This window comes from Acidovorax sp., from assembly GCF_027492855.1.
Taxonomy (GTDB): Bacteria; Pseudomonadota; Gammaproteobacteria; order Burkholderiales; family Burkholderiaceae_C; genus Acidovorax.
In genome coordinates this window covers 33,319-58,403 of the sequence record NZ_JAPUDY010000074.1, presented here as the reverse complement: position 1 = coordinate 58,403, position 25,085 = coordinate 33,319, and the positions used below count along the sequence as shown (strand labels likewise).

General features: G+C 63.3%; 18 protein-coding genes and 5 tRNA genes. 7 read left to right on the top strand and 16 right to left on the bottom strand.

Annotation, left to right across the window (positions count from 1 at the left end):
• Positions 1 to 889, bottom strand: an 889-nt coding sequence (locus Q0105_RS14980; protein WP_298212930.1) for an AMP-binding protein, incomplete at its 3' end; no start/stop codon positions are given.
• Positions 890 to 1,078: 189 nt separating this feature from the next.
• On the opposite strand from Q0105_RS14980, the gene Q0105_RS14975 reads away from it, so the two are divergent.
• From Q0105_RS14975 to Q0105_RS14965, 3 genes are all read left to right on the top strand, one after another.
• Positions 1,079 to 1,681, top strand: coding sequence for a TIGR00645 family protein (locus Q0105_RS14975; protein WP_298212929.1), 603 nt, complete (start codon positions 1,079 to 1,081; stop codon positions 1,679 to 1,681).
• Positions 1,682 to 1,905: 224 nt separating this feature from the next.
• The gene (locus Q0105_RS14970) at positions 1,906 to 2,364 is read left to right on the top strand and encodes a hypothetical protein (protein ID WP_298212928.1); all 459 of its coding nucleotides are present in this window, start codon (positions 1,906 to 1,908) and stop codon (positions 2,362 to 2,364) included.
• Positions 2,365 to 2,447: 83 nt separating this feature from the next.
• Positions 2,448 to 3,290, top strand: coding sequence for a Crp/Fnr family transcriptional regulator (locus Q0105_RS14965; RefSeq protein ID WP_298212927.1), 843 nt, complete (start codon positions 2,448 to 2,450; stop codon positions 3,288 to 3,290).
• Between the two features lie 101 nt (positions 3,291 to 3,391).
• On the opposite strand, the gene fumC is transcribed toward Q0105_RS14965, so the two are convergent.
• Positions 3,392 to 4,777 (bottom strand): class II fumarate hydratase, encoded by a 1,386-nt coding sequence (gene fumC, locus Q0105_RS14960; RefSeq protein ID WP_298212926.1) that lies wholly within the window; start codon positions 4,775 to 4,777, stop codon positions 3,392 to 3,394.
• A 436-nt stretch (positions 4,778 to 5,213) separates the two neighbouring features.
• On the opposite strand from fumC, the gene Q0105_RS14955 reads away from it, so the two are divergent.
• The 3 genes from Q0105_RS14955 to Q0105_RS14945 all read left to right on the top strand — a co-directional run bounded on the left by Q0105_RS14955 (position 5,214) and on the right by Q0105_RS14945 (position 10,106).
• Positions 5,214 to 7,364, top strand: a complete 2,151-nt coding sequence (locus tag Q0105_RS14955) for an EAL domain-containing protein (RefSeq protein WP_298212925.1) — start codon at positions 5,214 to 5,216, stop codon at positions 7,362 to 7,364.
• 165 nt (positions 7,365 to 7,529) lie between these two features.
• Positions 7,530 to 9,095, top strand: a complete 1,566-nt coding sequence (locus Q0105_RS14950) for a fumarate hydratase (RefSeq protein WP_298212924.1) — start codon at positions 7,530 to 7,532, stop codon at positions 9,093 to 9,095.
• Between the two features lie 138 nt (positions 9,096 to 9,233).
• Positions 9,234 to 10,106, top strand: coding sequence for a glutamate racemase (locus tag Q0105_RS14945; RefSeq protein WP_298212923.1), 873 nt, complete (start codon positions 9,234 to 9,236; stop codon positions 10,104 to 10,106).
• 88 nt (positions 10,107 to 10,194) lie between these two features.
• On the opposite strand, the gene Q0105_RS14940 is transcribed toward Q0105_RS14945, so the two are convergent.
• The 13 genes from Q0105_RS14940 to Q0105_RS14880 form a co-directional block, all read right to left on the bottom strand.
• Entirely contained in the window at positions 10,195 to 10,755 is a 561-nt protein-coding gene (locus Q0105_RS14940; RefSeq protein WP_298212922.1) for a M48 family metallopeptidase, read from the bottom strand.
• A gap of 61 nt (positions 10,756 to 10,816) precedes the next feature.
• The gene (locus Q0105_RS14935) at positions 10,817 to 11,452 is read right to left on the bottom strand and encodes a DUF6806 family protein (protein WP_298212921.1); all 636 of its coding nucleotides are present in this window, start codon (positions 11,450 to 11,452) and stop codon (positions 10,817 to 10,819) included.
• 13 nt (positions 11,453 to 11,465) lie between these two features.
• A tRNA-Leu gene (locus Q0105_RS14930) sits at positions 11,466 to 11,558 on the bottom strand.
• A 159-nt stretch (positions 11,559 to 11,717) separates the two neighbouring features.
• Positions 11,718 to 11,793: transfer RNA gene (locus tag Q0105_RS14925), tRNA-Gly, on the bottom strand.
• 113 nt (positions 11,794 to 11,906) lie between these two features.
• Positions 11,907 to 11,980: transfer RNA gene (locus Q0105_RS14920), tRNA-Cys, on the bottom strand.
• Positions 11,981 to 12,038: 58 nt separating this feature from the next.
• Positions 12,039 to 12,114 (bottom strand) — tRNA-Gly (locus Q0105_RS14915).
• A gap of 87 nt (positions 12,115 to 12,201) precedes the next feature.
• Entirely contained in the window at positions 12,202 to 14,634 is a 2,433-nt protein-coding gene (gene lon, locus Q0105_RS14910; RefSeq protein ID WP_298212920.1) for an endopeptidase La, read from the bottom strand.
• A 126-nt stretch (positions 14,635 to 14,760) separates the two neighbouring features.
• Positions 14,761 to 16,026, bottom strand: a complete 1,266-nt coding sequence (gene clpX, locus Q0105_RS14905; RefSeq protein ID WP_100411011.1) for an ATP-dependent Clp protease ATP-binding subunit ClpX — start codon at positions 16,024 to 16,026, stop codon at positions 14,761 to 14,763.
• Between the two features lie 101 nt (positions 16,027 to 16,127).
• Positions 16,128 to 16,736 (bottom strand): ATP-dependent Clp endopeptidase proteolytic subunit ClpP, encoded by a 609-nt coding sequence (gene clpP / locus Q0105_RS14900; protein WP_100411012.1) that lies wholly within the window; start codon positions 16,734 to 16,736, stop codon positions 16,128 to 16,130.
• A 139-nt stretch (positions 16,737 to 16,875) separates the two neighbouring features.
• Positions 16,876 to 18,192 (bottom strand): trigger factor, encoded by a 1,317-nt coding sequence (gene tig, locus Q0105_RS14895; protein WP_298212919.1) that lies wholly within the window; start codon positions 18,190 to 18,192, stop codon positions 16,876 to 16,878.
• Between the two features lie 75 nt (positions 18,193 to 18,267).
• Positions 18,268 to 18,354, bottom strand: a tRNA-Leu gene (locus Q0105_RS14890).
• Positions 18,355 to 18,449: 95 nt separating this feature from the next.
• Positions 18,450 to 21,632, bottom strand: coding sequence for an efflux RND transporter permease subunit (locus Q0105_RS14885; RefSeq protein ID WP_298212918.1), 3,183 nt, complete (start codon positions 21,630 to 21,632; stop codon positions 18,450 to 18,452).
• A gap of 8 nt (positions 21,633 to 21,640) precedes the next feature.
• Positions 21,641 to 22,840: an efflux RND transporter periplasmic adaptor subunit gene (locus Q0105_RS14880; protein ID WP_298212917.1), complete on the bottom strand. Its 1,200-nt coding sequence runs from the start codon at positions 22,838 to 22,840 to the stop codon at positions 21,641 to 21,643.
• A gap of 184 nt (positions 22,841 to 23,024) precedes the next feature.
• Between Q0105_RS14880 and hpnC the strand changes: the two genes are divergently transcribed.
• Positions 23,025 to 23,906: a squalene synthase HpnC gene (gene hpnC / locus Q0105_RS14875; RefSeq protein ID WP_298212916.1), complete on the top strand. Its 882-nt coding sequence runs from the start codon at positions 23,025 to 23,027 to the stop codon at positions 23,904 to 23,906.
• 230 nt (positions 23,907 to 24,136) lie between these two features.
• Here the strand turns inward: hpnC and Q0105_RS14870 are convergent, their stop codons facing one another.
• Positions 24,137 to 25,033, bottom strand: coding sequence for a LysR substrate-binding domain-containing protein (locus Q0105_RS14870; protein ID WP_298212931.1), 897 nt, complete (start codon positions 25,031 to 25,033; stop codon positions 24,137 to 24,139).
• Between the last annotated feature and the right edge of the window lie 52 nt (positions 25,034 to 25,085).

Here is a 25,085-nt window from a genome sequence, read left to right as displayed (position 1 = left end):
TCTTGGCCCACAGCAGGTAGCCGCCGGTGCTGTGCTGCACGCCCTTGGGCTTGCCTGTGGAGCCACTGGTGTAGAGGATGAACAGCGGGTGCTCGGCGCCCACGGCCACGGGGGCGCATTCGTTGCTCTGGCCTTGCAGCGCTTCGGCAAAGGTCTTGTCGCGCCCGGCCACTATGGCGCAGGCCGTGGCCGTGCGCTGGTACACGAACACATTGCGGATGGTGTCGCAGCCGCCCATGGCCAGGGCTTCGTCGATGATGGCCTTGAGCGGCAGCTCCTTGCCACCGCGCATCTGGTAGTTGGCGGTGATCACGGCCACGGCACCGGCGTCGATGATGCGTTCGTGCACGGCCTTGGCACTGAAGCCGCCGAACACCACGCTGTGGGTGGCGCCGATGCGGGCGCAGGCCTGCATGGCGATCACGCCCTCGATGGTCATGGGCATGTAGATCAGCACGCGGTCGCCCTTGGCCACGCCATGGGCCTTCAGCGCGTTGGCGAACTGGCTCACGCGGGCCAGCAGTTCCTTGTAGGTGATCTTGGTGACGGTGCCATCGTCGGCTTCAAAAATGATGGCCGTCTTGTTTTCGGTGGGGGTGCCGATGTGGCGGTCCAGGCAGTTGGCCGAGGCGTTGAGTTCGCCGTCGGCAAACCACTGGAAGAACGGCGCGTTGGACTCATCCAGCGTGCGGGTGAAGGGCTTGGTCCACTGCAGGTTGCCCTGTGCCTGGCGCGCCCAGAAGCCTTCGAAATCCTTCTCGGCCTCGGCGCACAGCGCGTCGTACCCGGCCATGCCGGACACGCGGGCGGCCTTGACGATAGCGTCTGACGGCGGGAACACACGGTTCTCGACCAGCACGGATTCGATGGCGGATGTGGGCGCACTCATGGGTTTGTCTCCAGGTTCTAATGAAATTGGCCGGTACTTTCGGACGCGGCACTTACAGGCCACTGACTGGCACGAAGCTTACAGGCTCCGATGACAAAGCCCTCCCCCGCCCCAGCCACCGGCTTACCCGACACGGGGTTGCCACGCACGCCGCCTAAAATCGCGCCTCCCCAACCTTTTGCGCGCGACATGTCCTCCCCCAAACCCCACACCCCCGCGCCCCTGCGCCCCCTGCCCTCGATGATCTTCGCCAGCCGGTGGCTGCAATTGCCGCTGTACCTGGGCCTGATCCTGGCGCAGGCGGTGTATGTGTTTCATTTCTGGGTGGAGCTGGTCCACCTGATCGAAGCCGCTTTTGGCAACACCACGGCGCTGCAAAGCCTGGTGTCCAGCATTGGCTACAAAAGCGACTACCAGGTCACGGCGCTCAACGAGACCATCATCATGCTGGTGGTGCTGGCACTGATCGACGTGGTCATGATCTCCAACCTGCTGATCATGGTGATTGTGGGCGGCTACGAAACCTTCGTCTCGCGCCTGCACCTTGAAGACCACCCCGACCAGCCCGAGTGGCTGAGCCACGTGAACGCCTCGGTGCTCAAGGTCAAGCTGGCCACCGCCATCATTGGCATCAGCTCGATTCACCTGCTCAAGACCTTCATCAACGCAGCCAACTACGACCTCAAGGTGCTGATGTGGCAGACCATCATCCACACCGTGTTCCTGCTCAGCGCACTGGCCATTGCACTCACCGATCGGCTGATGTCGCACCCCGCCGCCGACAAACATTGATTGAGCCAGCGCCCCGCACGCCTCGGCCTGACCGGCCTGGCGTGTAGCGGATGAAAAATACAAGCAAAAATGGCCACTAGCGCTTTATGCATAAGCGCTAGAAGCTATCAAAAGTGAAGCAATTCAATCCGATCCATCTTCACTGAGCGCAACCAGCGCTCCCTAATTTCTCCTCATTCGGGCGGCACAGTGCAGGCCATACCACCCACCCGAAGGAGAAACCCATGGACCACATTTCAGCCCCCGCGCTGGCAACCACACCGCCCCCCGCCAACCGCCGCCTTGCACTCAGCACCCTGGGCTCGCTGGGCGTAGCCGCCCTGCTGGGCTGCGGTGGCGGCAGCGACGACACCAGCAGCACCGATACCGATACCGATACCGGTACAGGCACGGGAACCGGGACCGGGACCGGAACAGGGACTGGCACAGGCACAGGGACCACGACCACCACCTGCTCGGTCGTTTCCGAAGAAACCGCTGGCCCCTATCCCGCCGACGGCTCCACGGCCAGCAACAACACCTACAACGTGCTGGCGCTCAGCGGCATCGTGCGCTCGGACATCCGCAGCTCCATCGGCTCATCCACCCCGGTGGGGGGCGTGCCGCTCACCATCAGCATCACGCTGACCAACACCCCAACCCAGTTGCACAGGTGTGGCCACGTGCAGAGCCTGCACCGCTAAACTGGCACTTTCGCATTTGCCCCTGTCAGCGATGCACCGCGCAGGGATAGACCGGCCATGTGCACAGAGAGCCCCCCGCCACCATGTCCGTCAACAACCAGCCCGAGTCCGCCGCCAACGCGAGCGCCGCCAGCACCGAACGCGACCCCGACCGCCCCCTTCTGACCCAGCCCGAGCGCGAGGCCATCAACCGGGGGCGGTGGTTTGCCGCGCTCACACCCTCGCTGCGGCATGACATTTTTCGGCTGGGCCGCGTCACACGCTATGCGCACGGCCAGTTGATCGTGGAACAGGGCGGCCCGGCCCAGGACTGGTTTACCTGCGCCAGCGGCGCCATCCGTTTTCGGCGCACAACCCGTGCGGGCAGGCCGGTGACGTTGGCCTATGTGGAACCCGGCATCTGGGTGGGCGAGGCCGAGGTGCTGCACGGTGGGCCCAATACCTACGACGCGCATGCCCACGGCCCCACCACGGTACTCAGCGTGGCCGAGGAAGCGTTCCGCCAATTGCTGCGCCAGCACTCTGCCTTCGGCGAAGCCCTGCTCACGCTGCAGGCACGCCGCATGCGCTACTTGTATTGGATGATGGAAGACATGGCCACCCTGCCCCTGCGCGCACGGCTGGCCAAGCAGTTGCTGCACGTGCTGCGCCGCTTTGGAGAGCGCCCCACCGTGCCAGGCCAGCGCGGCGCCATCGGTTTGTCGCTGGTGCAGGACGAGCTGGCGCAACTGCTGGGAGGTTCGCGCCAACGCATCAACGTGGAACTCAAGTGGATGGAGCGCGAGGGCATCATCGGCATCCACCAGCGCAGCATCGTCATCTACCTGCAAGAACAGCTCGAAGCGCTGGCGCAGCAGGAAACCTCCGATGCGCGGGCCGAAACCATGGGCGACAACCGATACGGCCCACCGTCTGAAAAGGCATAGCCATCAATTTTGATAGCGGCTTGCGCTTGATACTAAAGCGCTAGCGGCCATTTTCATCACCCATTCACCACGCACGCACCAGCGCGCACGCCGCGCCCGCGTCAGCGCCCCACCATCTGTGCGGGCACCACCCACCGATCAAACTCCTCGCCCGTCACATAACCCGAGGCCACGGCCGCTTCACGCAAGCTGGTGCCCTCCTTGTGCGCTTTCTTGGCAATGAAAGCCGCCTTGTCGTAGCCGATGTGCGTGTTGAGCGCCGTCACCAGCATCAGCGAGCGATCCACGAGCTCGGCAATGCGTTCGCGGTTGGGCTCGATGCCCACGGCGCACTGGTCGTTGAAGCTCACCATCCCGTCGGCCAGCAGGCGCACGCTTTGCAGGAAGTTGTAGGCCACCATAGGGCGGAACACGTTGAGCTCGAAATTGCCCGAGGCACCACCGAAGTTGATCGCCACGTCGTTGCCGAACACCTGGGCGGCCAGCATGGTCACGGCTTCGCTCTGGGTGGGGTTGACCTTGCCCGGCATGATGGATGAGCCGGGCTCGTTTTCAGGAATGCTCAGCTCGCCGATGCCGCTGCGCGGGCCGCTGGCCAGCCAGCGCACGTCGTTGGCGATTTTCATCATGCTGGCAGCCAGGGTCTTCAGGGCACCGTGCGCATGCACCAGGCCATCCATGGCGGCCAGGGCCTCGAACTTGTTGGGCGCGGTGACGAAGGGCAGGCCCGTCAGGCGGGCCAGCTCGGCAGCAGACTGCTCGGCGTAGCCCTTGGGGGCGTTCAGGCCCGTGCCCACGGCGGTGCCACCCAGGGCCAGTTCGTACAGGTGCGGCAACGCGGTGCGCACGTGGCGCTCGCCATGGTCGAGCTGGGCCACATAGCCCGAAAACTCCTGGCCCAGCGTGAGCGGGGTTGCGTCTTGCAGATGGGTGCGGCCGATCTTGACGATGCCGTCGAACTCTTTGGCCTTCTTGTCCAGCGTCGATCGCAGTTTGGCAATGGCAGGCAGCAGCTTGTGCGTGAGGGCTTCCACGGCGGCCACATGCATGGCGGTGGGGAACACGTCGTTGCTCGACTGGCTGCGGTTCACGTCGTCGTTGGGGTGCACCAGGCGGCCTTCGCCGCGCTCACCGCCCAGGATCTCGCTGGCGCGATTGGCCAGCACTTCGTTGACGTTCATGTTGGTCTGCGTGCCCGAGCCCGTCTGCCACACCACCAGCGGGAACTCGCCCCGGTGCTTGCCCGCAATCACCTCGTCGGCGGCGGCCACGATGGCCTCGGTCTTCTTTGCGTCCTGCAAACCCAGGGCATGGTTGACCACGGCCGATGCACGCTTGACCTGGGCCAGCGCCTTGATGATCTCGCGCGGCTGCTGCTCGCCGGAGATGTCGAAATTTTGCAGCGAGCGCTGCGTTTGCGCGCCCCACAGTTTGTCGGAAGGCACCTCGATGGGGCCGAAAGTGTCACGCTCGGTGCGGGTGTTCATGTCTCTGAGTCTCCGTCGTCAAAAAAATACATGCCACAGAAGAAGAAAAAAAGGCGCTCAGACCTGCGACTTTCCGACGCCACGGATGAGAACCCAGGCGCCATGCAAACAAAACACATTCTCATTTAAAACCCGAGAATAGCGAAGTACAAGCCGATGCGCTGCATGGGCATGCCAATGCCCACCACCATCGCAATCGTTTTCAGCCAGGGCCACAGGTTCTGCAGACACTGCGTTCAAACCTCTACAAGAACCCCCATGCAAACGGGTTCGATCCCCGGATTCGCATGGCTGGGTGTGGCTTTTTCGTGCACTTGAACTCATAGCCAAACCTGCCGCCTACCGGTATCGTTGTCCCATCGTTTTTTTTAACGGTCGGCCCTTTCTCTTTTCTTTTCGCATGTTTCCCGACATACCGCCACCCTCGGTGACCTTCATGGCTTCCAGCCACGATCTGCTGGTCGTGGCGGCCTCGTTCGCCATTGCGGTGTTGGCATCGTTTGTGACGCTGGACCTGGCACGGCGCGTGCGCACGGCACAGCGCCGCATCGGTCTCTACTGGTGGGCTGCGGGGTCGCTGGTGATGGGCACGGGCATCTGGGCCATGCATTTTCTGGGCATGTTGGCGTTTCGCTTGCCCATCACCCTGGGCTACACCGGCATGCTGACCCTGCTGTCCTGGGTGGCGGCAGTGGTTGCATCCGCTGTGGCGCTCGGCATTGCCAGCCTGCCGCAGTTTCGCGTGTGGCAGCTTGCCGTCGGCGCAGTGGCCATGGGGGGTGGCATCTGCGCCATGCACTACACCGGCATGCAAGCCATGGACATGTCACTGCCCATTGTGTGGAACTGGAAACTGGTGGCGCTGTCGGCGGTAGTGGCCGTGCTGGCGTCGGCGTCGGCCCTGTCGCTTTTCCATTTGCTGCTCAAGGTGGACAACGCGCAGCGGCCGCTCTACCAAGGGCTGGCGTCGGTCGCCATGGCGGTAGCAATCTGCGGCATGCATTACACCGGCATGGCTGCCGCCAATTTCCCCAAAGGCAGTGTCTGCCTCAGCGCGCACGCGCTGGGGGGCTCAGGCCTGACGGCGGTGATCATCATCGCCACGGGCATGCTGCTCATCAGCACTCTGTTCACATCCATCATGGACGCCCGGCTGCAAAACACGGCGCGCCTGCTCACCGATTCGCTCCAGGAGAGCAATGCCAAGCTGAAAAGCGCCAATGCCGAACTGCAGCAACGCGCTTTTTCCGATGTGCTGACAGGGCTGCCCAACCGCCTGCTGTTTGAAGACCGACTGATTCACGCTCTGCTGCGCCTGGAGCGCGCCAACCACCACCGCGTGGAAGAACGCCTGGCGGTATTGTTTGTGGACCTGGACGGGTTCAAGCCCATCAACGATTCCTTTGGGCATGCCGCAGGAGATGCCATCTTGGCCGGTAGCGCCGACCGCCTGCGCTTAGAGGCGAGAGAGAGCGACACCGTGGCCCGCGTAGGGGGCGACGAGTTTTTGCTTTTGCTGGAAGACGTGAACAATGCGGCCGACTGCGTTGTCGTAGCCAACCGCGTTCTCGCGGCCCTCTCCCAGCCGTTTGAAGTGTCGGGCAAGCAGGTACAGATCTCATGCTCGATTGGCGTGGTGGTTCACCCGGACCACGGCGATCGCAACAAACTGGTCGCCAATGCCGACGCAGCCATGTACGCAGCCAAACACGCCGGGGGCAACTGCTACGCCATGTTCGAGCCCCACATGGGCTCGAACGCATCCGACCAGTTGGAGCTTCAAAACGACCTGCGCCATGCACTCAAGCGCGGTCAGCTGTCCTTGCACTACCAACCCAAAATCGACGGCAAGCGCGGGCGGATCAACGGCGTGGAAGCACTGTTGCGCTGGAAGCACCCCGAACGTGGCATGGTGAGCCCCCTGGTCTTCATCGCGCTGGCCGAGCGCTTTGGGATCATCAATCAATTGGGCGCCTGGGTCATCGACGAGGCCTGCCGCCAGATGGCGGACTGGGCACGCAGCGGCCTGCGCATGCGTGTCTCCATCAATCTGTCTGTGCACCAGCTGCGCGAAAGCGGGCTCGCCGAGCGCATCGGGGCCGCGCTTGCGCTCCACGGCGTGGATGCATCGCAACTGCTGTGCGAAATCACGGAATCCGTCGCCATGGAGGACACCCAGGCCACGCAGCGGGCGTTCGAAGGGCTGGCCCGCATCGGCGTCTTTTTGTCGATCGACGACTTTGGCACGGGCTACTCCAGCCTCAACTACTTGCGCCAACTGCCCGCCAAGCAGCTCAAAATTGACCGCAGTTTTGTGAGTGACCTGGAACACCAGGAAGACGCACGCGCCGTGGTCGATGCCGTGGTGCGGCTTGCCCACGCACTGGGCCTGCGCGTAGTTGCCGAAGGGGTTGAAACCAGCGGCCAGCGCGACATTTTGCTGGGCATGCGCTGCGACGAACTGCAGGGCTTTTTCTACGCCAGGCCCATGCCTCCAGACACGCTGCTGGCCTGGTCTCGGGGCGACAAACCTGAGGGCACAGCCGACTTCGCGCCTTCAGTCATTGGAAGCCTCAGCGAGTCGTAAGCGGGCGCCATCTGCCTGGCCGGGCTGCTCGAAAGCAGGAAGCCTCTGCGAAGCCAATGCGAGCGATTCATGCCCAAAATCAGGCGCATGCCCTCGCATCAGGATGGCGAAAGGCAGGCGGCGATAATTGGGGGGTTTGTTCTTCTTCTCCCAAAAAAACCCACCATGACCACGAACATCCGATACGACGACCTCGTCGAGTCCATTGCGGCGGCCCTGCAATACATCAGCTACTACCACCCCACCGACTACATCGCCCATCTGGCCCGCGCCTATGAGCGCGAGCAAAGCCCGGCCGCCAAGGACGCGATTGCGCAGATCTTGACCAACAGCAAGATGAGCGCCACCGGCCAGCGCCCCATCTGCCAGGACACCGGCATCGTCAACGTGTTCCTGAAAGTGGGCATGGACGTGCGCTGGGAAGGCTTCAGCGGCAGCTTGGACGACGCCATCAACGAAGGCGTGCGCCGGGGCTATAACCACCCCGACAACACCCTGCGCGCCAGCGTGGTGGCCGACCCGCAGTTCGCCCGCAAGAACACCAAGGACAACACCCCCGCCGTGATCTTCACCGAGATCGTGCCCGGCAACACAGTGGACATCACCGTGGCGGCCAAGGGCGGCGGCTCGGAGAACAAGTCCAAGATGTACATGCTCAACCCCGGCGACAACGTGGTCGATTGGGTGCTTAAAACCGTGCCCACCATGGGCGCGGGCTGGTGCCCACCCGGCATGCTGGGCATTGGCATTGGCGGCACGGCCGAGAAGGCGGTGCTGATGGCCAAGGAAAGCCTGATGGACGACCTGGACATGTACGAGCTGCAGGCCAAGGCCGAAGCCGCCAAGACCGGCGGCCCCGCGCTCGACAAGGTCGAGGAGCTGCGCCTGGAGCTGTTTAACAAGGTCAACGCCCTGGGCATTGGCGCCCAAGGCCTGGGCGGCCTGACCACCGTGCTGGACGTCAAGATCAAGATGTACCCCACGCACGCGGCCAGCAAGCCCATCGCGATGATCCCCAACTGCGCGGCCACGCGCCATGCGCACTTCGTGATGGATGGCTCGGGCCCCGTGTACCTCACGCCCCCGAGCCTGGACCTGTGGCCCAACGTGGACTGGGCGCCCGACTACAACAAGAGCAAGAAGGTCAACCTCGACACCCTGACCAAGGAAGAAGTGGCCAGCTGGAAACCCGGCGACACGCTGCTGCTGAGCGGCAAGATGCTGACCGGCCGCGATGCCGCGCACAAGCGCATCCAGGACATGCTGGCCAAGGGCGAGAAGCTGCCCGTGGACTTCACCAACCGCGTCATCTACTACGTGGGCCCCGTGGACCCTGTGAAGGGCGAGGCCGTGGGCCCGGCAGGCCCCACCACCGCCACCCGCATGGACGGCTTCACCGAGATGATGCTGGCCCAGACCGGCCTGATCGCCATGGTGGGCAAGGCCGAGCGTGGCCCGGTCGCCATCGAAGCCATCAAGAAGCACAAAAGCGCCTACCTCATGGCCGTGGGCGGCGCCGCCTACCTGGTCTCCAAGGCCATCAAGACCGCCAAGGTCGTGGGCTTTGAAGACCTGGGCATGGAAGCCATCTACGAATTCGACATGGTCGACATGCCCGTGACCGTGGCGGTGGATGCCGGCGGCACCAGCGCCCACATCACCGGCCCGGCCGAGTGGCAAAAGCGCATTGCTTCGGGCGAGTTCAAGGGCATCGGGGTCGCCACGGCCTGAGCCCCGCGCACCTTTCTGAAGCCCAAACCGCCTTCGGGCGGTTTTTTCATTGCGGCCCGTCGGCCCACCAGCAGGCAGGCCCTGTCTTTCCTACAATCCACCGCTTGTCCCATTCCATTGCCAAAGCTTGGTTCCTTGATGCCGCAAGCCTCCTCCCCCATCGGTGTATTTGACAGTGGCGTCGGCGGGCTGAGCGTGCTGCGTGCGCTGCTGGCCGCGATGCCCGATGAGCGCTTCGTGTACCTTGCCGACAGCGCCAACGCCCCCTACGGCGAGCGCGGCGATGCCTATGTGGGTGCGCGCACGCACGCCATCACGCAGTACCTGATCGCGCAGCACGACATCAAAGCCCTGGTGGTGGCCTGCAACACCGCCACGGCAGCGGCTATCCACGAGGTGCGCAGCAGCCACCCCCACCTGCCTCTGGTGGGCCTGGAGCCCGCCATCAAGCCTGCCCTCGCGGTGACGAAAACCGGCCATGTGGGGGTGATCGGCACCCGGGGCACACTCACCAGTGCCAAGTTCGGCAAACTGATGGCCTCGCTGGCCGGCCAGGCCCATTTTGTGGTGCAGCCCTGCGACGGCCTGGCCCATGCCATTGAGCGCAGCGTGGCACAGCCCCTGCCCTCACCCGGCAGCGCTGCAAACGCTACAGAAACCGGCGCTTTGTGCGAGCGCTACATCCATGCCATGGGCGGCGCTTTCGGCACGGCTGCGGGCCAGATCGATACGCTGGTGCTGGGCTGCACCCACTACATCTTCGTGGCCGACGAACTGCGCGCACTGGTGGGGCCGGACGTGCAGTTCATCGAGACCGGTGAACCCGTGGCCCGCCAGACCCGGCGGCTGCTGGAGGCCGCTGGTTTACTCCACCCAGCGGCTACCATCACCAAACCACAGCCCAACGCCGTCCGCCTGCTGACCACCGGCCCAGTGGGCATGCTGGAGGCTGCGGCACAGCGCTGGCTTCATCTACCCGCTGACTCCTGCGAAACGGTGTCCGTGCCTTGATCAAGCCGAGGACTGGCTGCAAATTGATAGCCAAATAGTGCCCTAGCGCTTGATGAATAAGCGCAAAAAGCTATCAAATAGATAGCAATCAGAAGCGCTGGCGGCTAGGCATTTCCGAAGCCGTGTCCGAAGGGTCGGCGCCCCACAGCCGCTGCCCCGCATGCTCTACATGCGTGAGGTACAGCCGCAGATCGAACTCGTACTGGTGGTACTGCGGCTCCATGTGCGTGCACAACTGGTAGAAGGCCTTGTCGTGGTCTTTTTCGCGCAGATGGGCCAGCTCATGGACCACGATCATGCGCAAGAACTCATCCGGCGCCTGCTTGAACATGGCCGCAATACGGATCTCGTGTTTGGCAGCCAGCCGATTGCCCTGCACACGCGACACCGCCGTGTGCAGGCCCAGCGCATGCCGAACCACATGGATCTTGTTGTCGAACAGCACCTTGTTGACCGTGCCTGCATTGCGCAGGTAGCGTGCTTTGAGTTCCTGCGCGTAGTCATACAGCGCCTTGTCGCTGCGCACGGCATGGGCGCGCGGGTACTTGCGCAGCAGCATGGCACCCAGGCGCCCTTGCGCCAGCAGATCGCGCGCCTGGTCCTGCAAGGACGCAGGGTAGGAACGCAGGTAGGGAAGATCGGAGGTCATGAAAGGCTACAGACGAGCCACGGGGCCATGGCCAGGCCCTGCAGAGCCTCGGCGATTAATTTCAGTGCAGATGGCGCGGGCGCCGACCGCCGCCGCCGCCACCATGGCCGCCGCCAGAGCCACCGGGGCCGCGCGGAGGCTTGCCGATCTCCAGCGAGTTCACCAAAGCATCAAAACGCTGGCTGAAAAGCTTGTCGATCTCGGCGACCACACCGCCCAATTCAGCGCCGTCAAAATGGCGCTCCATCATGTTCACCACGTCCTGCACCAGCAAATCGCGCTGCACTTGCATGATGGCGGCAGGCGTGGGGCCGACGAACAGCATGACGAAGTCGTCGCGCGACTCCGAGCCCTCTTCTTCCTCTTCCTCGTCAAAGTCGGCGTCGTAGAACGTGACCTCGATGGCCGCGCCCTGCTCGGCCAGCTCATTGAGGCTCATGCACATCTCGTCGAGCGACTGGCGAAAGTCCTCGTCCCCCCGCACCGTCCAGCACATCTGCAGCAGATGCTCCTGTGCATCGAACTTGATGCCCGGCTCTTCCTCGTAGGCACTGGCAGCCCCATCGGCCAGCGATCGGGCACCGGCGTACTTCCACAAGGGTTTGAGCGCCTCCTGGAGCTGGTCAAAACTCGCATCAGCGCGCAAGGGAACCTGTCCGTGGACATGGATTTCGAAGGGAGCGTTGTAACTTGACATGATTGAATCGTAGTGGTGCCCCGAGCCGGGGTCGAACCGGCACGCCCCTTTTCAGGAAAGCGGCGGATTTTAAGTCCGCAGTGTCTACCAATTTCACCATCGGGGCGCCGGCTGCTGAGCGCACACCTGCATTGCAGCGTAACCCGGGCAGCGCATGCGCGCAATGCCCTGTCGTGTCTCTGGCCACACAGGCCGCAGGTAGAAAAAAACCTACGCTCCCTGCGCCACCAAGAAAAAAGGGAAGCCGAAGCTTCCCTTACGAATATGGAGCGGGAAAAGAGTCTCGAACTCTCGACCTCAACCTTGGCAAGGTTGCGCTCTACCAACTGAGCTATTCCCGCATTTTGCCTGCCCCACCCGATGTTTCCATCAGAGCGAATCAGCAAGCCTCAAATTATATCGCTATTTTTGGCCCTATTCGATTGCAAGCCAAAAAATTCACCAATCACCAATCTGGAGGCGCGGTCCGGAGTCGAACCGGACTAACCGGATTTGCAATCCGGGGCATAACCGCTTTGCTACCGCGCCAGGAATTCACATTCCTCTGACAAAAAAGGGAAGCATTCGCTTCCCTTTTTGTGGAAATTGGAGCGGGAAAAGAGTCTCGAACTCTCGACCTCAACCTTGGCAAGGTTGCGCTCTACCAACTGAGCTATTCCCGCATTTTACCGAAGCCTCACATTGTACAACGTTTGCTGCGATGGAATGAATTGTAGCGCATTTTTTCGGGCTCTCCGGAAATTTTTGCGTCAATGTTTCAAACCATCGGCAGCAGCCGATGACACGGCCGCCTTCTCTGCGGAAGCCGCCGTTGCCACGGCCACTTCTTCGTCTGTCAGCGGCACAGGCTTGCTCTCCAGCGCTACCTCCAACACCTTGTCGATCCAGCGCACGGGCACGATTTCCAACCCGCTCTTCACGTTGTCTGGAATATCAGCCAGGTCCTTCACGTTCTCTTCAGGGATCAGCACGGTCTTGATACCACCACGCAAGGCCGCCAACAGCTTTTCCTTGAGCCCGCCAATGGCCGTGACCTCGCCACGCAGCGTGATCTCACCCGTCATGGCCACATCGCCGCGCACGGGAATGCCGGTGAGGGCCGAGACAAACGCCGTGGTCATCGCGGCACCCGCACTCGGGCCGTCCTTGGGCGTGGCGCCATCGGGCACGTGGATGTGGATGTCGCGCTTTTCGAACGCTTCGTCCTTGATGCCCAGGATGCGCGAGCGGCTGCGCACCACGGTGCGCGCTGCCTCGACGGATTCCTTCATCACATCGCCCAGAGAACCGGTGCGCGTGATCACGCCCTTGCCGGGCATGATGGCCGCCTCAATGGTCAGCAGATCGCCGCCCACTTCGGTCCAGGCCAGGCCCACCACCTGCCCCACCTGGTTCTGCAGCTCAGCGCGGCCGTAGGTGTACTTGCGCACACCCAGAAAGTCGGGCAGGTTGTCGGCCGTTACCACCACCTGGGGTTCCAGCTTCTTGAGCTGCAGGCCCTTGACTACCTTGCGGCAGATCTTGGACAGCTCACGCTCCAGCGAGCGCACACCGGCTTCACGCGTGTAGTAGCGCACCATGTCGCGCACGGCGGGCTCGGTGATCTCCAGCTCTTCGTCCTTCACGCCATTGTTCTTGAGCTGCTTGGGCAGCAGGTACTTCATGGCGATGCTGGTCTTCTCGTCCTCGGTGTAACCCGACAGGCGGATCACTTCCATGCGGTCGAGCAAGGCTGGCGGGATGTTCATCGAGTTCGAGGTAGCGACGAACATCACGTCGCTCAGATCGAAGTCAACTTCGACGTAGTGGTCGCCGAAGGTATGGTTTTGCTCGGGGTCCAGCACCTCCAGCAGCGCGCTCGAAGGGTCGCCCCGGAAGTCGGTGCCCAGCTTGTCGATCTCATCCAGCAGAAACAGCGGATTGCGCGTTCCCACCTTCGAGAGGCTCTGCAGCACCTTGCCCGGCAGTGCGCCAATGTAGGTGCGGCGGTGCCCGCGGATCTCAGCCTCGTCGCGCATGCCACCCAAGGCCATGCGCACGTACTTGCGGCCCGTGGCCTTGGCGATGGACTGCCCCAGCGAGGTCTTGCCCACGCCCGGAGGCCCCACCAGGCACAGGATGGGGGCCTTCACCTTGTCCACGCGCTGCTGAACCGCGAGGTATTCGAGGATGCGGTCCTTGACCTTGTCGAGGCCAAAATGGTCTTCGTTGAGCACGCCCTCGGCATTGAGCAGGTCGTGCTTGATCTTGGTCTTCTTGCTCCACGGCAGCGCCGTGAGCACGTCGATGTAATTGCGCACCACCGTGGCCTCGGCCGACATGGGCGACATGAGCTTGAGCTTCTTGAGTTCGGCCTCGGCCTTCTTGCGCGCTTCAGCCGACATCTTGGCGAGCTTGATCTTTTTCTCGATCTCGTCGATGTCGGCGCCTTCATCGCCCTCGCCCAGTTCCTTCTGGATGGCCTTGACCTGCTCGTTCAGATAGAAGTCGCGCTGGTTCTTCTCCATCTGGCGCTTTACGCGGCCACGGATCTTCTTGTCCACGTTGAGAATGTCCACCTCGCGGTCGAGCTGCTCGAACAGGTTTTCGAGGCGCGCCTTCACATCCGACAAGTCCAGCACGACCTGCTTGTTTTCGAGCTTGAGCGGCAGGTGGGCAGCAATGGTGTCTGCCAGGCGGCCGGGATCGTCAATGCTGGAGATCGAGGTGAGTATCTCGGGCGGAATCTTCTTGTTGAGCTTGACGTACTGGTCAAACTGCTGCATCACCGCGCGGCGCAGGGCCTCGATCTCGCTGGGCTTGTTGGCCTCGGGCGTGGCCTCTACCGGCGTGACGGTGGCCATGAAATGTGTCTCGGTGTCCTCGATGGAGGACACCAGCGCGCGCTGCTGGCCTTCGACCAGCACCTTCACGGTGCCATCGGGCAGCTTGAGCATCTGCAGGATGGTGGAGACGCAGCCGACGTCGAACATGTCCGACACCGAGGGCTCATCCTTGGCGGCCGCCTTCTGGGCGACCAGCATGATGCGGCGGTCGGCCTCCATGGCCATCTCAAGCGCCTTGATGCTCTTGGGGCGGCCCACGAAGAGCGGGATCACCATGTGGGGGAACACCACCACATCGCGCAATGGCAGCAGTGGCAGGTCGATGGGGGTGGCTGGCAGGGGGGTATGTCCGGACATGGAAATCCTCAGTTAACTCTGTGGCATATGGTCCACATGTGGGGATTTTCAACCCTTGCACGCAGCCGCGCTGGCGCAAGGGTTGATGGCTCAAAGGGCAGCAACAAGGCGCCCGCTCCGGTCATCTCAGGCCTTCTTGGCCGCTTCGCGATAGACGAGCAGCGGCGGCTTGTTTTCTTCGATGGTGGACTCGTCCACCACCACCTTTTCGACATTGCTGGTATTGGGCAAGTCGAACATCGTGCCGATCAGCGATTGCTCCAGAATGGAGCGCAGGCCACGGGCACCCGTCTTGCGGGCCAGCGCCTTGCGGGCGATGGCCTTGAGTGCGGCAGGACGGATCTCCAGGTCCACACCTTCCATGGCCAGGAGCTTGCTGTACTGCTTGACCAGCGCATTCTTGGGCTCGGTCAGAATCTCGACCAGCGCATCTTCGCTCAGCTCGGCCAGGGCCGTCACCACGGGCATACGGCCCACGAGCTCGGGGATCAGGCCGAACTTGATCAGATCCTCGGGTTCGATCTCGGTGAACACCTCGGTCAGCGAACGCTGCTTCTTGCTCTTGACCGATGCGCCAAAGCCGATGCCCGACGCCTCGGTGCGGTTCTCGATGACCTTTTCCAGCCCCGCGAACGCGCCGCCGCAGATGAACAGGATGTTGGTCGTGTCGATCTGCAAAAAGTCCTGGTTCGGGTGCTTGCGCCCGCCCTGGGGTGGCACGCTGGCCATGGTGCCTTCGATCAGCTTGAGCAGCGCTTGCTGCACGCCCTCGCCCGAGACGTCGCGGGTGATGCTGGGGTTGTCCGATTTGCGCGAGATCTTGTCGATTTCGTCGATGTAGACGATGCCGCGCTGTGCGCGCTCGACTTCGTAGTTGCAGCTTTGCAGCAGCTTCTGGACGATGTTTTCCACGTCCTCGCCCACGTAGCCCGCCTCAGTCAGCGTGGTGGCGTCGGCCATCACAAAGGGCACGTCCAGCATGCGTGCCAAGGTCTGGGCCAAGAGCGTTTTGCCCGAGCCCGTGGGGCCAATCAGCAAAATATTGCTCTTGGAGAGCTCCACATCATCCTTGTGGGCCTTGTCCTTGTGGCGCAGACGCTTGTAGTGGTTGTACACCGCCACCGCCAGCGTGCGCTTGGCCACGTCCTGGCCAATCACGTAGTTGTCGAGGTTGGTCTTGATCTCTACCGGAGTGGGCAGGTCGCTGCGGCCTTCGCGCGCCAGATCACCGGCGGGGAGTTCATCACGAATGATCTCGTTGCACAGGTCAATGCACTCGTCGCAGATAAAGACCGACGGACCGGCGATCAGCTTCTTCACTTCGTGCTGGCTTTTGCCGCAGAAAGAGCAGTAAAGGGTTTTTTCGCTGGAAGAGCCTTTTTTCTCGGCCATGGGGGCAATGCCTTGCTTGTTACGGAAAGTTGTCGGGATGATAACCAAATGGAAAACGGCGTCTTCCCTCAGGGAAAACGCCGCTGCACCAACCTGGTTGATCAGGCGCGCTTGCTGATCACCTGATCGACCAGGCCGTATTCCTTGGCCTCGTCTGCCGACAGGAAATAGTCGCGCTCGGTGTCGCGCTGGATCTTCTCCAGCGACTGGCCAGTACGCTCGGCCAGGATGTTGTTGAGCTGCTCACGGGTCTTCAGGATCTCGCGGGCATGAATCTCGATCTCGGTGGCCTGGCCCTGCATGCCGCCCAGCGGCTGGTGGATCATGACCTTGGAGTTGGGCAATGCAAAACGCTTGCCCTTGGCACCCGCCGCCAGCAAAAAGGCGCCCATGCTGGCCGCCATGCCCGTGCACAGGGTCGAGACGTCAGGCTTGATGAAGTTCATGGTGTCAAAAATCGCCATGCCGGCACTCACCGAGCCGCCAGGGGAGTTGATGTAGAACGAAATGTCCTTGTCGGGGTTTTCGCTCTCCAGGAACAGCAGCTGCGCCACCACCAGGTTGGCGGTCTGGTCATTGACCGGCCCCACCAGAAAAATCACGCGCTCCTTGAGCAGGCGCGAGTAGATGTCATAGGACCGTTCGCCACGGCCCGACTGCTCGATGACCATGGGGACCATGCCCAGGCCTTGTGTTTCCAATGCGCTCATGTTTTCTCCAGTCAAGCAGGTACTTTACCCAGAAATGAATTGGGGCTTGTGCACGAAAGCACAAGCCCCTGATGTGTATCCTAATCTTTAGCCACCGGGCCGCAGCCAAACTGCAGTCCAGTGAGGCCAGGAGGGCCTATCAGCCTTGTTGCTGCGCCATCAGATCGTCAAACGACACGGCCTTCTCGACCACCTTGGCCTTGCCCAGCACGAAATCGGTCACGTTGTTTTCGATCACAACGGCTTCGACTTCGGCCAGACGCTGGCGGTCGCCGAAGTACCAGCGCACCACGTCTTCGGGCTTCTCGTAGCTGGCAGCCAGCTCGTCGATGTGGGCCTTGAGCTGCTCGGGCTTGGCCTGCAGTTCGTTGGCACGCACCAGCTCGGCCAGCACCAGGCCCAGGCGCACGCGGCGCTCGGCTTGGGGGCGGAACACGTCTTCAGGGATCTCGGCCTTGTCGGCGTCCTTGATGCCGCGTTGCTTCAGCTCGGCGCGGGCGCCTTCCAGCAGGCGGGCGATTTCAGCCTGCACGCTGGCGTTGGGCAGGTCCAGCTCGGCCTTGGCGACCAGGGCGTCCATCACGGCTTGCTTGTTGCGGGCCAGCAGGCGGAACTTGACTTCGCGCTCCAGGTTCTTCTTGATGTCGGCGCGCAGGCCGTCCACGGAACCGTCGGCAATGCCCAGCGACTTGGCCAGGGCGTCGTTCACTTCGGGCAGGTGAGCGGCTTCAATCTTCTTGATCGTGACCAGGAAGTCAGCCGTCTTGCCAGCCACATCCTTGCCGTGGTATTCGGCGGGGAAGGCCAGGGGGAAGGTCTTGCTTTCGCCAGACTTCATGCCACGCACGGCGTCTTCGAATTCCTTGAGCATCTGGCCTTCGCCGACCAGGAACTGGAAGTCTTCGGCCTTGCCGCCGTCAAAGGGTTCACCATCGATCTTGCCTTCGAAGTCCACGGTCACACGGTCGCCGTCTTGCGCAGCGGCGTCGATGGCGCGCTGGGCGAAGCTGCGGCGCTGCTTGCGCAGGATGTCGATGGTCTTGTCGATGGCGGCATCGGTCACTTCGGACGACAGCTTCTCGACTTCGGCATCGGCCAAATCGGCGATCTTGACTTCGGGGAACACCTCGAAGATGGCGTCGAACGTGACCTGGCCTTCAGGAGCGCCGTCCTTTTCGGTGATGCGGGGCTGGCCGGCAACACGCAGGTTGGCTTCGTTGGCGGCCACGGCAAAGGCTTCACCGACCTTGTCGTTGAGCACTTCGTACTGCACCGAGTAGCCATAGCGCTGGGCCACCACGTTCATGGGCACCTTGCCAGGACGGAAACCGTCCATCTTGACGGTGCGGGCCAGGCGCTTCAGGCGCGTGTCCACTTCGGACTGGATCAGGGTAACGGGCACGCTCAGCGTAATCTTGCGCTCGAGCTTCTCAAGGGTTTCAACAGTAACGGCCATGGCTATTCCTCTTATGAATGTGGATCGTGCTGGCTGCAGCGCAGCAGCGCCGTGTTCCGCAAAGTCTCACATGGGTGGTGCGCGGGGGGGGACTCGAACCCCCACACCATTGCTGGCGTCAGGACCTAAACCTGGTGCGTCTACCAATTTCGCCACCCGCGCGGTTCTACAACAAACAAACAGGCGGCAACCTCAGCTGCCGCCTGTGTGAAATCGGTCAACCTTCTATTTTACCCTGATGCGGGCAAGCATGGAAATCAAACCCCTCCAAGGACCTCCGGCGCGGGCCGTTTGACCCGGAACCAGGCGGCGTACATCGCAGGCAGGGCCAGCAGCGTGAGCACGGTGGCGACCACCAGCCCACCCATGATGGCCACAGCCATTGGCCCCCAGAACACGCTGCGTGACAGCGGGATCATGGCCAGCACGGCGGCGGCGGCCGTGAGCACGATGGGGCGCAGGCGGCGCACGGCCGACTCGACGATGGCATCCCACGCTGGCACGCCCCGCGCGCGGTCTTGCTCGATCTGGTCGATCAGGATCACCGAGTTGCGCTGGATCATGCCCATGAGCGCGATCACCCCGAGCAGTGCAACAAAACCGAACGGACGGTTGAGCAGCAGCAATGCCGCCGCCACGCCCGCCAGGCCCAGCGGCCCGGTCAGGAACACCAGCATCGCGCGGCTGAAGCTGTGCAGTTGCAGCATGAGCAGTGTGAAGGTGATGAACAGCATGACCGGAATACCCGCCGCGATCGACGCCGAGCCCTTGGAGCTTTCTTCCACGGCCCCCGCGACGTCAATGCGATAGCCCGTTTGCCCGGTGGCCCGCCATTTGGCCTCGATTTCCTTGAGGGCAGGCAGCAGCGACGCCGTCACCGTGGCACCCTGCAGGCCCTCGGTCACGTCGCCTTGCACCGTGATGGCGTAGTCGCGGTTCTCGCGCCACATCACGCCAGGCTCCCAGGTGAACACGGGCTTGGCGATCTGCGTGAGCGGGATCGACTTGCCCGAAGCCGTGGGCAGATAGGCGTTGGCGATGTCGGTGATGGCATTGCGCTCATCCAGCGGCTGGCGCAGCACAATGTCGATGAGTTTGTCCCCCTCGCGGAACTGGCCCACCTGGGTGCCCGTCAGGATGGTCTTGGACGCCTGGGCGATGGACTGGCTCGTCACGCCCAGCGCGCGCGCCTTGGCCTGGTCCACCTCCAGGCGCAGCACCTTCACGGACTCGTTCCAGTTGTCATTCACGCCGCGCATGTCGGGGCTCTGGCGCAACTGGGCCTTCACCTCGTCGGCGCGCTCGCGCAGCACCAGCGGATCGGGGCCCACCACGCGGAACTGCACGGGATACGGCACGGGCGGCCCATTGGGCAGTAGCTTGACGCGGCCACGCACTTCCGGGAACTCCTCGGCCAGCAGCGCCGGCAGCTTCACGCGCAGCGATTCGCGCACCTTCAAATCCTTGGGCACCACAATGAACTGCGACACGTTGCTCTGCGGAAACACCTGGTCCAGCGGCAGGTAGAAACGGGGCACGCCCGACCCCACCCAGGTGCTGACCGTGTTCACGCCCGGCTCTGACAGCAGGCGCTTCTCCACCCGCTTGGTGACCTCTTCGTTGCCCGCAAAGGACGTGCCCTCGGGGAACCAGATGTCGACCATGATTTCAGGGCGGCTCGAATCCGGGAAGAACTGCTGCTGCACCTGGCCCATGCCCACAATGCCCAGCGCAAAGGTCAGCACCGTGGCGCCGATGGTGATCCACCGGTGCTGAACGCACCAATCCACCAGGCGGCGGAAGGTGCGGTAGAACGGGCTGTCGAACACCTCGTGCGGGTCTTCCGTGATCCCTTTGTGGGCCTGCGCAGCCAGCACATGGGGTGGCACCTTGAGCAGTAGCGTGCCCAGGTAGGGCACAAAATACACCGACACGATCCAGCTGAGCACCAGCGCGATCACCGTCACGGCAAAGATCGCAAACGTGTATTCACCTGTGGTGGACTTGGCCAGGCCAATGGGCAGAAAACCCGCCGCCGTGATCAAGGTGCCCGTGAGCATGGGCATGGCCGTCAGCTCGTAGGCAAAGGTGGCGGCGCGCACCTTGTCGTAGCCCTCTTCAAGCTTGAGCACCATCATCTCGACCGCAATGATGGCGTCGTCCACCAGCAGGCCCAGCGCAATGATGAGCGAGCCCAGCGAAATCTTGTGCAGGCCAATGCCCCAGTACCACATGGCCAGGAAGGTGACGGCCAACACCATGGGGATGGTGATACCCACCACCAGGCCCGGCCGCGGGTCGATGTACCAGCGCTTCCACAGCGGGTTGTTGCCAGGGCGCTTGTGGAAACCCAGCGCAACAAAACTCACCGCCAGCACGATAACCACGGCCTCGATCAGCACCTTGACGAACTCGTTCACCGAGGTGGCCACCGCCTTGGGCTGGTCCTGCACGTTGACGAGCTTCACCCCTGCTGGCAGGGTGCGCCCAATGCGGTCGACAGCCAAGTGCAGCGCCTTGCCCAGCGCGATGATGTCGCCGCCCTTGGCCATGGACACGCCCAGTGCAATCACCTCCTGCCCCTGGTGGCGCACCTTCACGGTGGCAGGGTCCACATAGCCGCGCTTGACGTCGGCAATGTCCGACAGGCGCAGCTGCGCGCCCGAAGGTCCACGGATCGGCATGGCGCGCAGGTCTTCGATGGCGTTGAACTGGCCTTGCACGCGCACCTGCACCTGGTCCAGCGGCGTTTGCACAGCGCCCGCGCTCTCCACGGCGTTTTGCTGGCCCAACTGGGCCAACACGGCGTTCAGGTCCAGTCCCAGTTGCGACAGGCGCTTTTGCGAAATTTCGATGAAAAGCTTTTCGTCCTGCACGCCAAACAGCTCGACCTTGGCCACATCGGGCACGCGCAGCAGTTGCTGGCGCGCGTCGTCGGCAAATTGCTTGAGCTCAGCGTAGCTGAAGCCCTCGGACTCCAGCGCGTAGATCACGCCATACACATCGCCGAAGTCATCGTTGAAGAACGGCCCCTGGATGCCCTGCGGCAAGGTGTAGCGCATGTCGCCCACCTTCTTGCGCACGCTGTACCAGACGTTGGCCACATCGCTGGCCTTGGAGTTGTCCTTGATCTGGAAAATGATCTGCGACTCGCCAGGCTTGGAGTAGCTGCGGATCTTGTCGGCGTAGGGCACCTCTTGCAGCGTGCGCTCGATCTTGTCGGTAACCTGCTCAGCCACCTGCTGCGCCGTGGCGCCGGGCCAGTAGGTGCGCACCACCATGGCGCGGAAGGTGAATGGCGGGTCTTCGTCCTGCCCCAGCTGAAAATAGGCCGCAAAGCCCAACAGCATCAGCACCACCATCAGATAGCGGGTCAGCGCCGGATGGTCGAGCGCCCACTTGGAGAGGTTGAACCCCTCTTTGGGTTGTTGTTGTGTCATGGCAGGCCTCAGTTGGCGGCAGAGGCCGTGGCTGCGGGAGATGCAGACGCCGCAGGCGCTACAAAATCAGGAGCTGTTTGCGCTTTATTAACGGGCGCTTGAGCCACTTTTGGCTGATATACCGTCACCTTTTGCCCTGGCGACAGCACATGCACCCCGGTGGCCACCACCTGCATGCCGGGGGCCAGGCCCGCGGCCACCACGGCCTCGTTGCCATCGGCCGTGGCAATCTGCACCGGCTGCGACTTCACCGTACCGCTGGCAGCGTCATACACCCACACGGCGGTGGCCTGCCCTTGCTGGAACAAGGCGCTGGTCGGCAGCTTGATGGCCGCAATGCCCGTGTGGCTCAGCGCCTTGGGCGTCACATACACAGTGGAGCCCAGGGCGGGGGCCTCTGCCCCCTCGATCGCCACCTTCACCTGATAAGTGCGGGTGGCGGGGTCGGCACTGGCGGCCACCTCACGCACACGGCCTGCCAACGGCGCACCGCCCGACCAGCCTCGCACCGCCACGCTGGAACCCAGCGTGATCTGCGCCACCTTGTCTTCGGGCACGGCAAACACCACGTCGCGGGGGCCGTCCTGCGCAATGCGCACCACGGGTGCCCCGGCCGACACCACCTGGCCCGGCTCGGCATCAATGCCCGTCACCACACCCGACACATCGGCCACCAGCGTGGTGTAGGCCGCCTGGTTGCCCTGGGACGAGAGCTGCGCGCGGGCCTGGTCCAGCGTGGACTGCGCGGCTTTCAGCGTAGCGTCGCGGCGCTCCAGCTCGGCGCCGCTGATGAAATTCTGGTCCTTCAAGGCCTGGTAGCGCTTGAAGTCGGCCGCCGCCAGGTCGCGCTGCGTGGTGGCCGACGCCAGTTGCGCCCGCGCCGCATCGGCGGCGAGTTGGTAGTCCCTCGGGTCCAACTGGGCCAGCACCTGCCCGGCACGCACCCGCTGACCCAATTGGGCCTGGCGCTGCACGATCTTGCCCGCCACCCGAAAGCCGAGGCGTGACTCCACACGCGCCCGCACCTCGCCCGAATATTCCAGGCTGGACTGCATCGCCCCCACACCCACGGTCAGCAGCTTCACGGAGCGCACGGGCTCCTCGGGCGGTGCGGGGCGGGAGCAGGCAGCCAAAAGAGCGGCGGCGGCCAACACCAGCAAATACCGGGAGTGCCGTTGAAAAGGCCGCAAGGCGGAGGGTGTGCGCATGGGAAATCCGGTGAAAAAAAGAAGGCCGCAAGGAGCTGCACGCAAAACGCAGGCACAAACGCCTGCGCTGCAACGGAGTACGGGCCAGCCTCCTTGCTCCTGAATGGAATGCTTGTTTTATTACTGACTGACCGGTTAGTAATCTATGAGAAGCCCCCTGCCTTGTCAAGCGACAATCCGGAGTGTGAACGACCGCCCCCACCCCTCCTCCCCCGCTGCCTCAGCCGTCGCGGCCTCTCCCGTCACGCACTACGAGAACTTCCCCGTCGCGTCCGTGCTGTGCCCGCCACACCTGCGCCAGCCAATCGCCGCCATCTACGGCTTTGCCCGCACCGCCGATGACATCGCGGACGAAGGCGATGCCCTCGCCGCCAGCCGCCTGGCCGACCTGGCCGCCTACCAGGCTGACCTGCAGGCCATTGCCCAAGGTCAAGCCCCATCGGCCCGCTGGGCCAGCGTCTTTGTCCCCCTGCAAGCCGTGCTGCGCAGCCACCAGTTACCCGTGCCGCTGCTGCAAGACCTGCTCAGCGCCTTTGAGCAGGACGTGGAGAAAACCCGCGACGCCGACGGCTACGCCGACCGCGCCGAGCTGCTGGACTATTGCCGCCGCTCCGCCAACCCTGTAGGCCGCCTGCTGCTACACCTGTATGGCGTGCACAGCGCCCAGGCGCTGGAGGAGAGCGACGCCATCTGCACCGCACTGCAGTTGATCAACTTCTGGCAAGACCTCAGCGTGGACATTCCCAGAAGCCGCCACTACCTGCCCCGCGCCGACTGCGCCGCCCACGGCGCCTGCCAGGCCGAATTGCTGGCGCTCAAAAGCACCCGCGAAAACGTCCAGTTGATCGCCGACTGCGCCTACTGGGCCCGCGCCACCATGCTAAGCGGCGCCCCGCTGGTGCACCGCCTGCCCGGCCGCGCGGGCTGGGAACTGCGGCTGGTGGTGCAAGGCGGCCTGCGCATTCTCGACAAGGTCGATGCCCTCAAAGGCGGCAGCCTGCAACAGCGCCCCACCCTGACCCCCTGGGACTGGTGCGTGATGCTGGCACGCGCCGTGACGATGTAGCCAAGCCCCTGGCAGTTCGGTTTGTGAAAAAATCGTCAAATTGACCTGCAGCGCTTATTCAACAAGCGCAACATGCTATTAAATTGGCAGCAAAATTTCACACAAACTGATCAAAGCAGTGCGCAGACCACAGGCAAGGTGGAGACAGCGCATAACGCAGCCACTGCAGCACGCCTGTCTTGTACCCACCGCGGCCAGCCCTTCAGAGGCGCGGAAAAACAGTGACAAGGTCAGCCGCCCGCATGCCCCTGCAGGCCCAGCCAGTCGATGAACTGGCGCGCCAACCCAGCCAACGGGTTGTCCGCGCGGTACTGCGCGTACACACCAGGCCCTTGCAGACGCGGGTGGTCAAAAAGCGGGCGCAAGCGGCCCGCTTGCACGTCCTCCTGCAGCAGGCACCAGGGCACCAGGGCAATACCCAAGTCATTCATGGCGGCCTGCATGCACAGAAACTGGTGGTCGAACACAGGCCCCGGCAACTGGGATGGCACCTGCAGCCCGGCCAAGCCGAACCATTGCGGCCAGGCCCCCATGTCACTGCTGACCTGCAAGAGCGGGTGGCCCAGGCAATCGGCCACGGTGCGCACGCGATTGCCCTGGATGAAGCGCGGCGAGGCCACGGGCAGCAGGTAATCGTCGAGCACGCGCACGCAGGTGTGCTCGGGCCGTTGCATGGGCATGCGCTGTATCACCACGTCGTTGCTTGCGTCGGCGCGCTCGATGAACTGGCGGCCCATGGTGGACAGTTGCACATCCACCCCCGGAACCAAGGCCTGGAAGCTGCCAAGCCGCGGTATCAACCACTTCATGGCCAAAGACGGTGAGGTGCACACACAGAGCGTGCGCCGCCCGCCCGGCGATTTGACGGCTCCGGTGGCCGCCGCAATGCGGTCCAGGCTGGCCTGCACTTCCAGAAAATACTCGCGCGCATGGGGCAGCAGCACCACGCCGCGGGCCTCGCGGGTAAACAGCGGCTGGCCCAGGTAGTCCTCCAGCAGGCGAATCTGCTGGCTCACCGCGCTGTGGGTGATGCTCAGCTCCTCCGCGGCTGCCGTGAAGTTGGCGTGGCGCGCCGCTGCCTCAAAGGCGCGCAAGGCCTTGAGCGGCGGGAGCACGCGCGTCGCCATGCGGCCGCCCTCAGCCGCGCCCTGGCGCGACACGGCGCGTGCACGGAACCAT

Bases quoted from the DNA above. Each gene is read 5' to 3' on its own strand.
- tig (WP_298212919.1), bottom strand. From the start codon at position 18,192: ATGGCCGTTACTGTTGAAACCCTTGAGAAGCTCGAGCGCAAGATTACG.
- Q0105_RS14935 (WP_298212921.1), bottom strand. From the start codon at position 11,452: ATGTCAAGTTACAACGCTCCCTTCGAAATCCATGTCCACGGACAGGTT.
- Q0105_RS14950 (WP_298212924.1), top strand. From the start codon at position 7,530: ATGACCACGAACATCCGATACGACGACCTCGTCGAGTCCATTGCGGCG.
- Q0105_RS14945 (WP_298212923.1), top strand. From the start codon at position 9,234: ATGCCGCAAGCCTCCTCCCCCATCGGTGTATTTGACAGTGGCGTCGGC.
- Q0105_RS14885 (WP_298212918.1), bottom strand. From the start codon at position 21,632: ATGACACAACAACAACCCAAAGAGGGGTTCAACCTCTCCAAGTGGGCG.
- clpP (WP_100411012.1), bottom strand. From the start codon at position 16,736: ATGAGCGCATTGGAAACACAAGGCCTGGGCATGGTCCCCATGGTCATC.
- Q0105_RS14965 (WP_298212927.1), top strand. From the start codon at position 2,448: ATGTCCGTCAACAACCAGCCCGAGTCCGCCGCCAACGCGAGCGCCGCC.
- lon (WP_298212920.1), bottom strand. From the start codon at position 14,634: ATGTCCGGACATACCCCCCTGCCAGCCACCCCCATCGACCTGCCACTG.
- Q0105_RS14870 (WP_298212931.1), bottom strand. From the start codon at position 25,033: ATGGCGACGCGCGTGCTCCCGCCGCTCAAGGCCTTGCGCGCCTTTGAG.
- Q0105_RS14975 (WP_298212929.1), top strand. From the start codon at position 1,079: ATGTCCTCCCCCAAACCCCACACCCCCGCGCCCCTGCGCCCCCTGCCC.
- clpX (WP_100411011.1), bottom strand. From the start codon at position 16,026: ATGGCCGAGAAAAAAGGCTCTTCCAGCGAAAAAACCCTTTACTGCTCT.
- Q0105_RS14940 (WP_298212922.1), bottom strand. From the start codon at position 10,755: ATGACCTCCGATCTTCCCTACCTGCGTTCCTACCCTGCGTCCTTGCAG.
- fumC (WP_298212926.1), bottom strand. From the start codon at position 4,777: ATGAACACCCGCACCGAGCGTGACACTTTCGGCCCCATCGAGGTGCCT.
- Q0105_RS14970 (WP_298212928.1), top strand. From the start codon at position 1,906: ATGGACCACATTTCAGCCCCCGCGCTGGCAACCACACCGCCCCCCGCC.
- Q0105_RS14880 (WP_298212917.1), bottom strand. From the start codon at position 22,840: ATGCGCACACCCTCCGCCTTGCGGCCTTTTCAACGGCACTCCCGGTAT.
- Q0105_RS14955 (WP_298212925.1), top strand. From the start codon at position 5,214: ATGGCTTCCAGCCACGATCTGCTGGTCGTGGCGGCCTCGTTCGCCATT.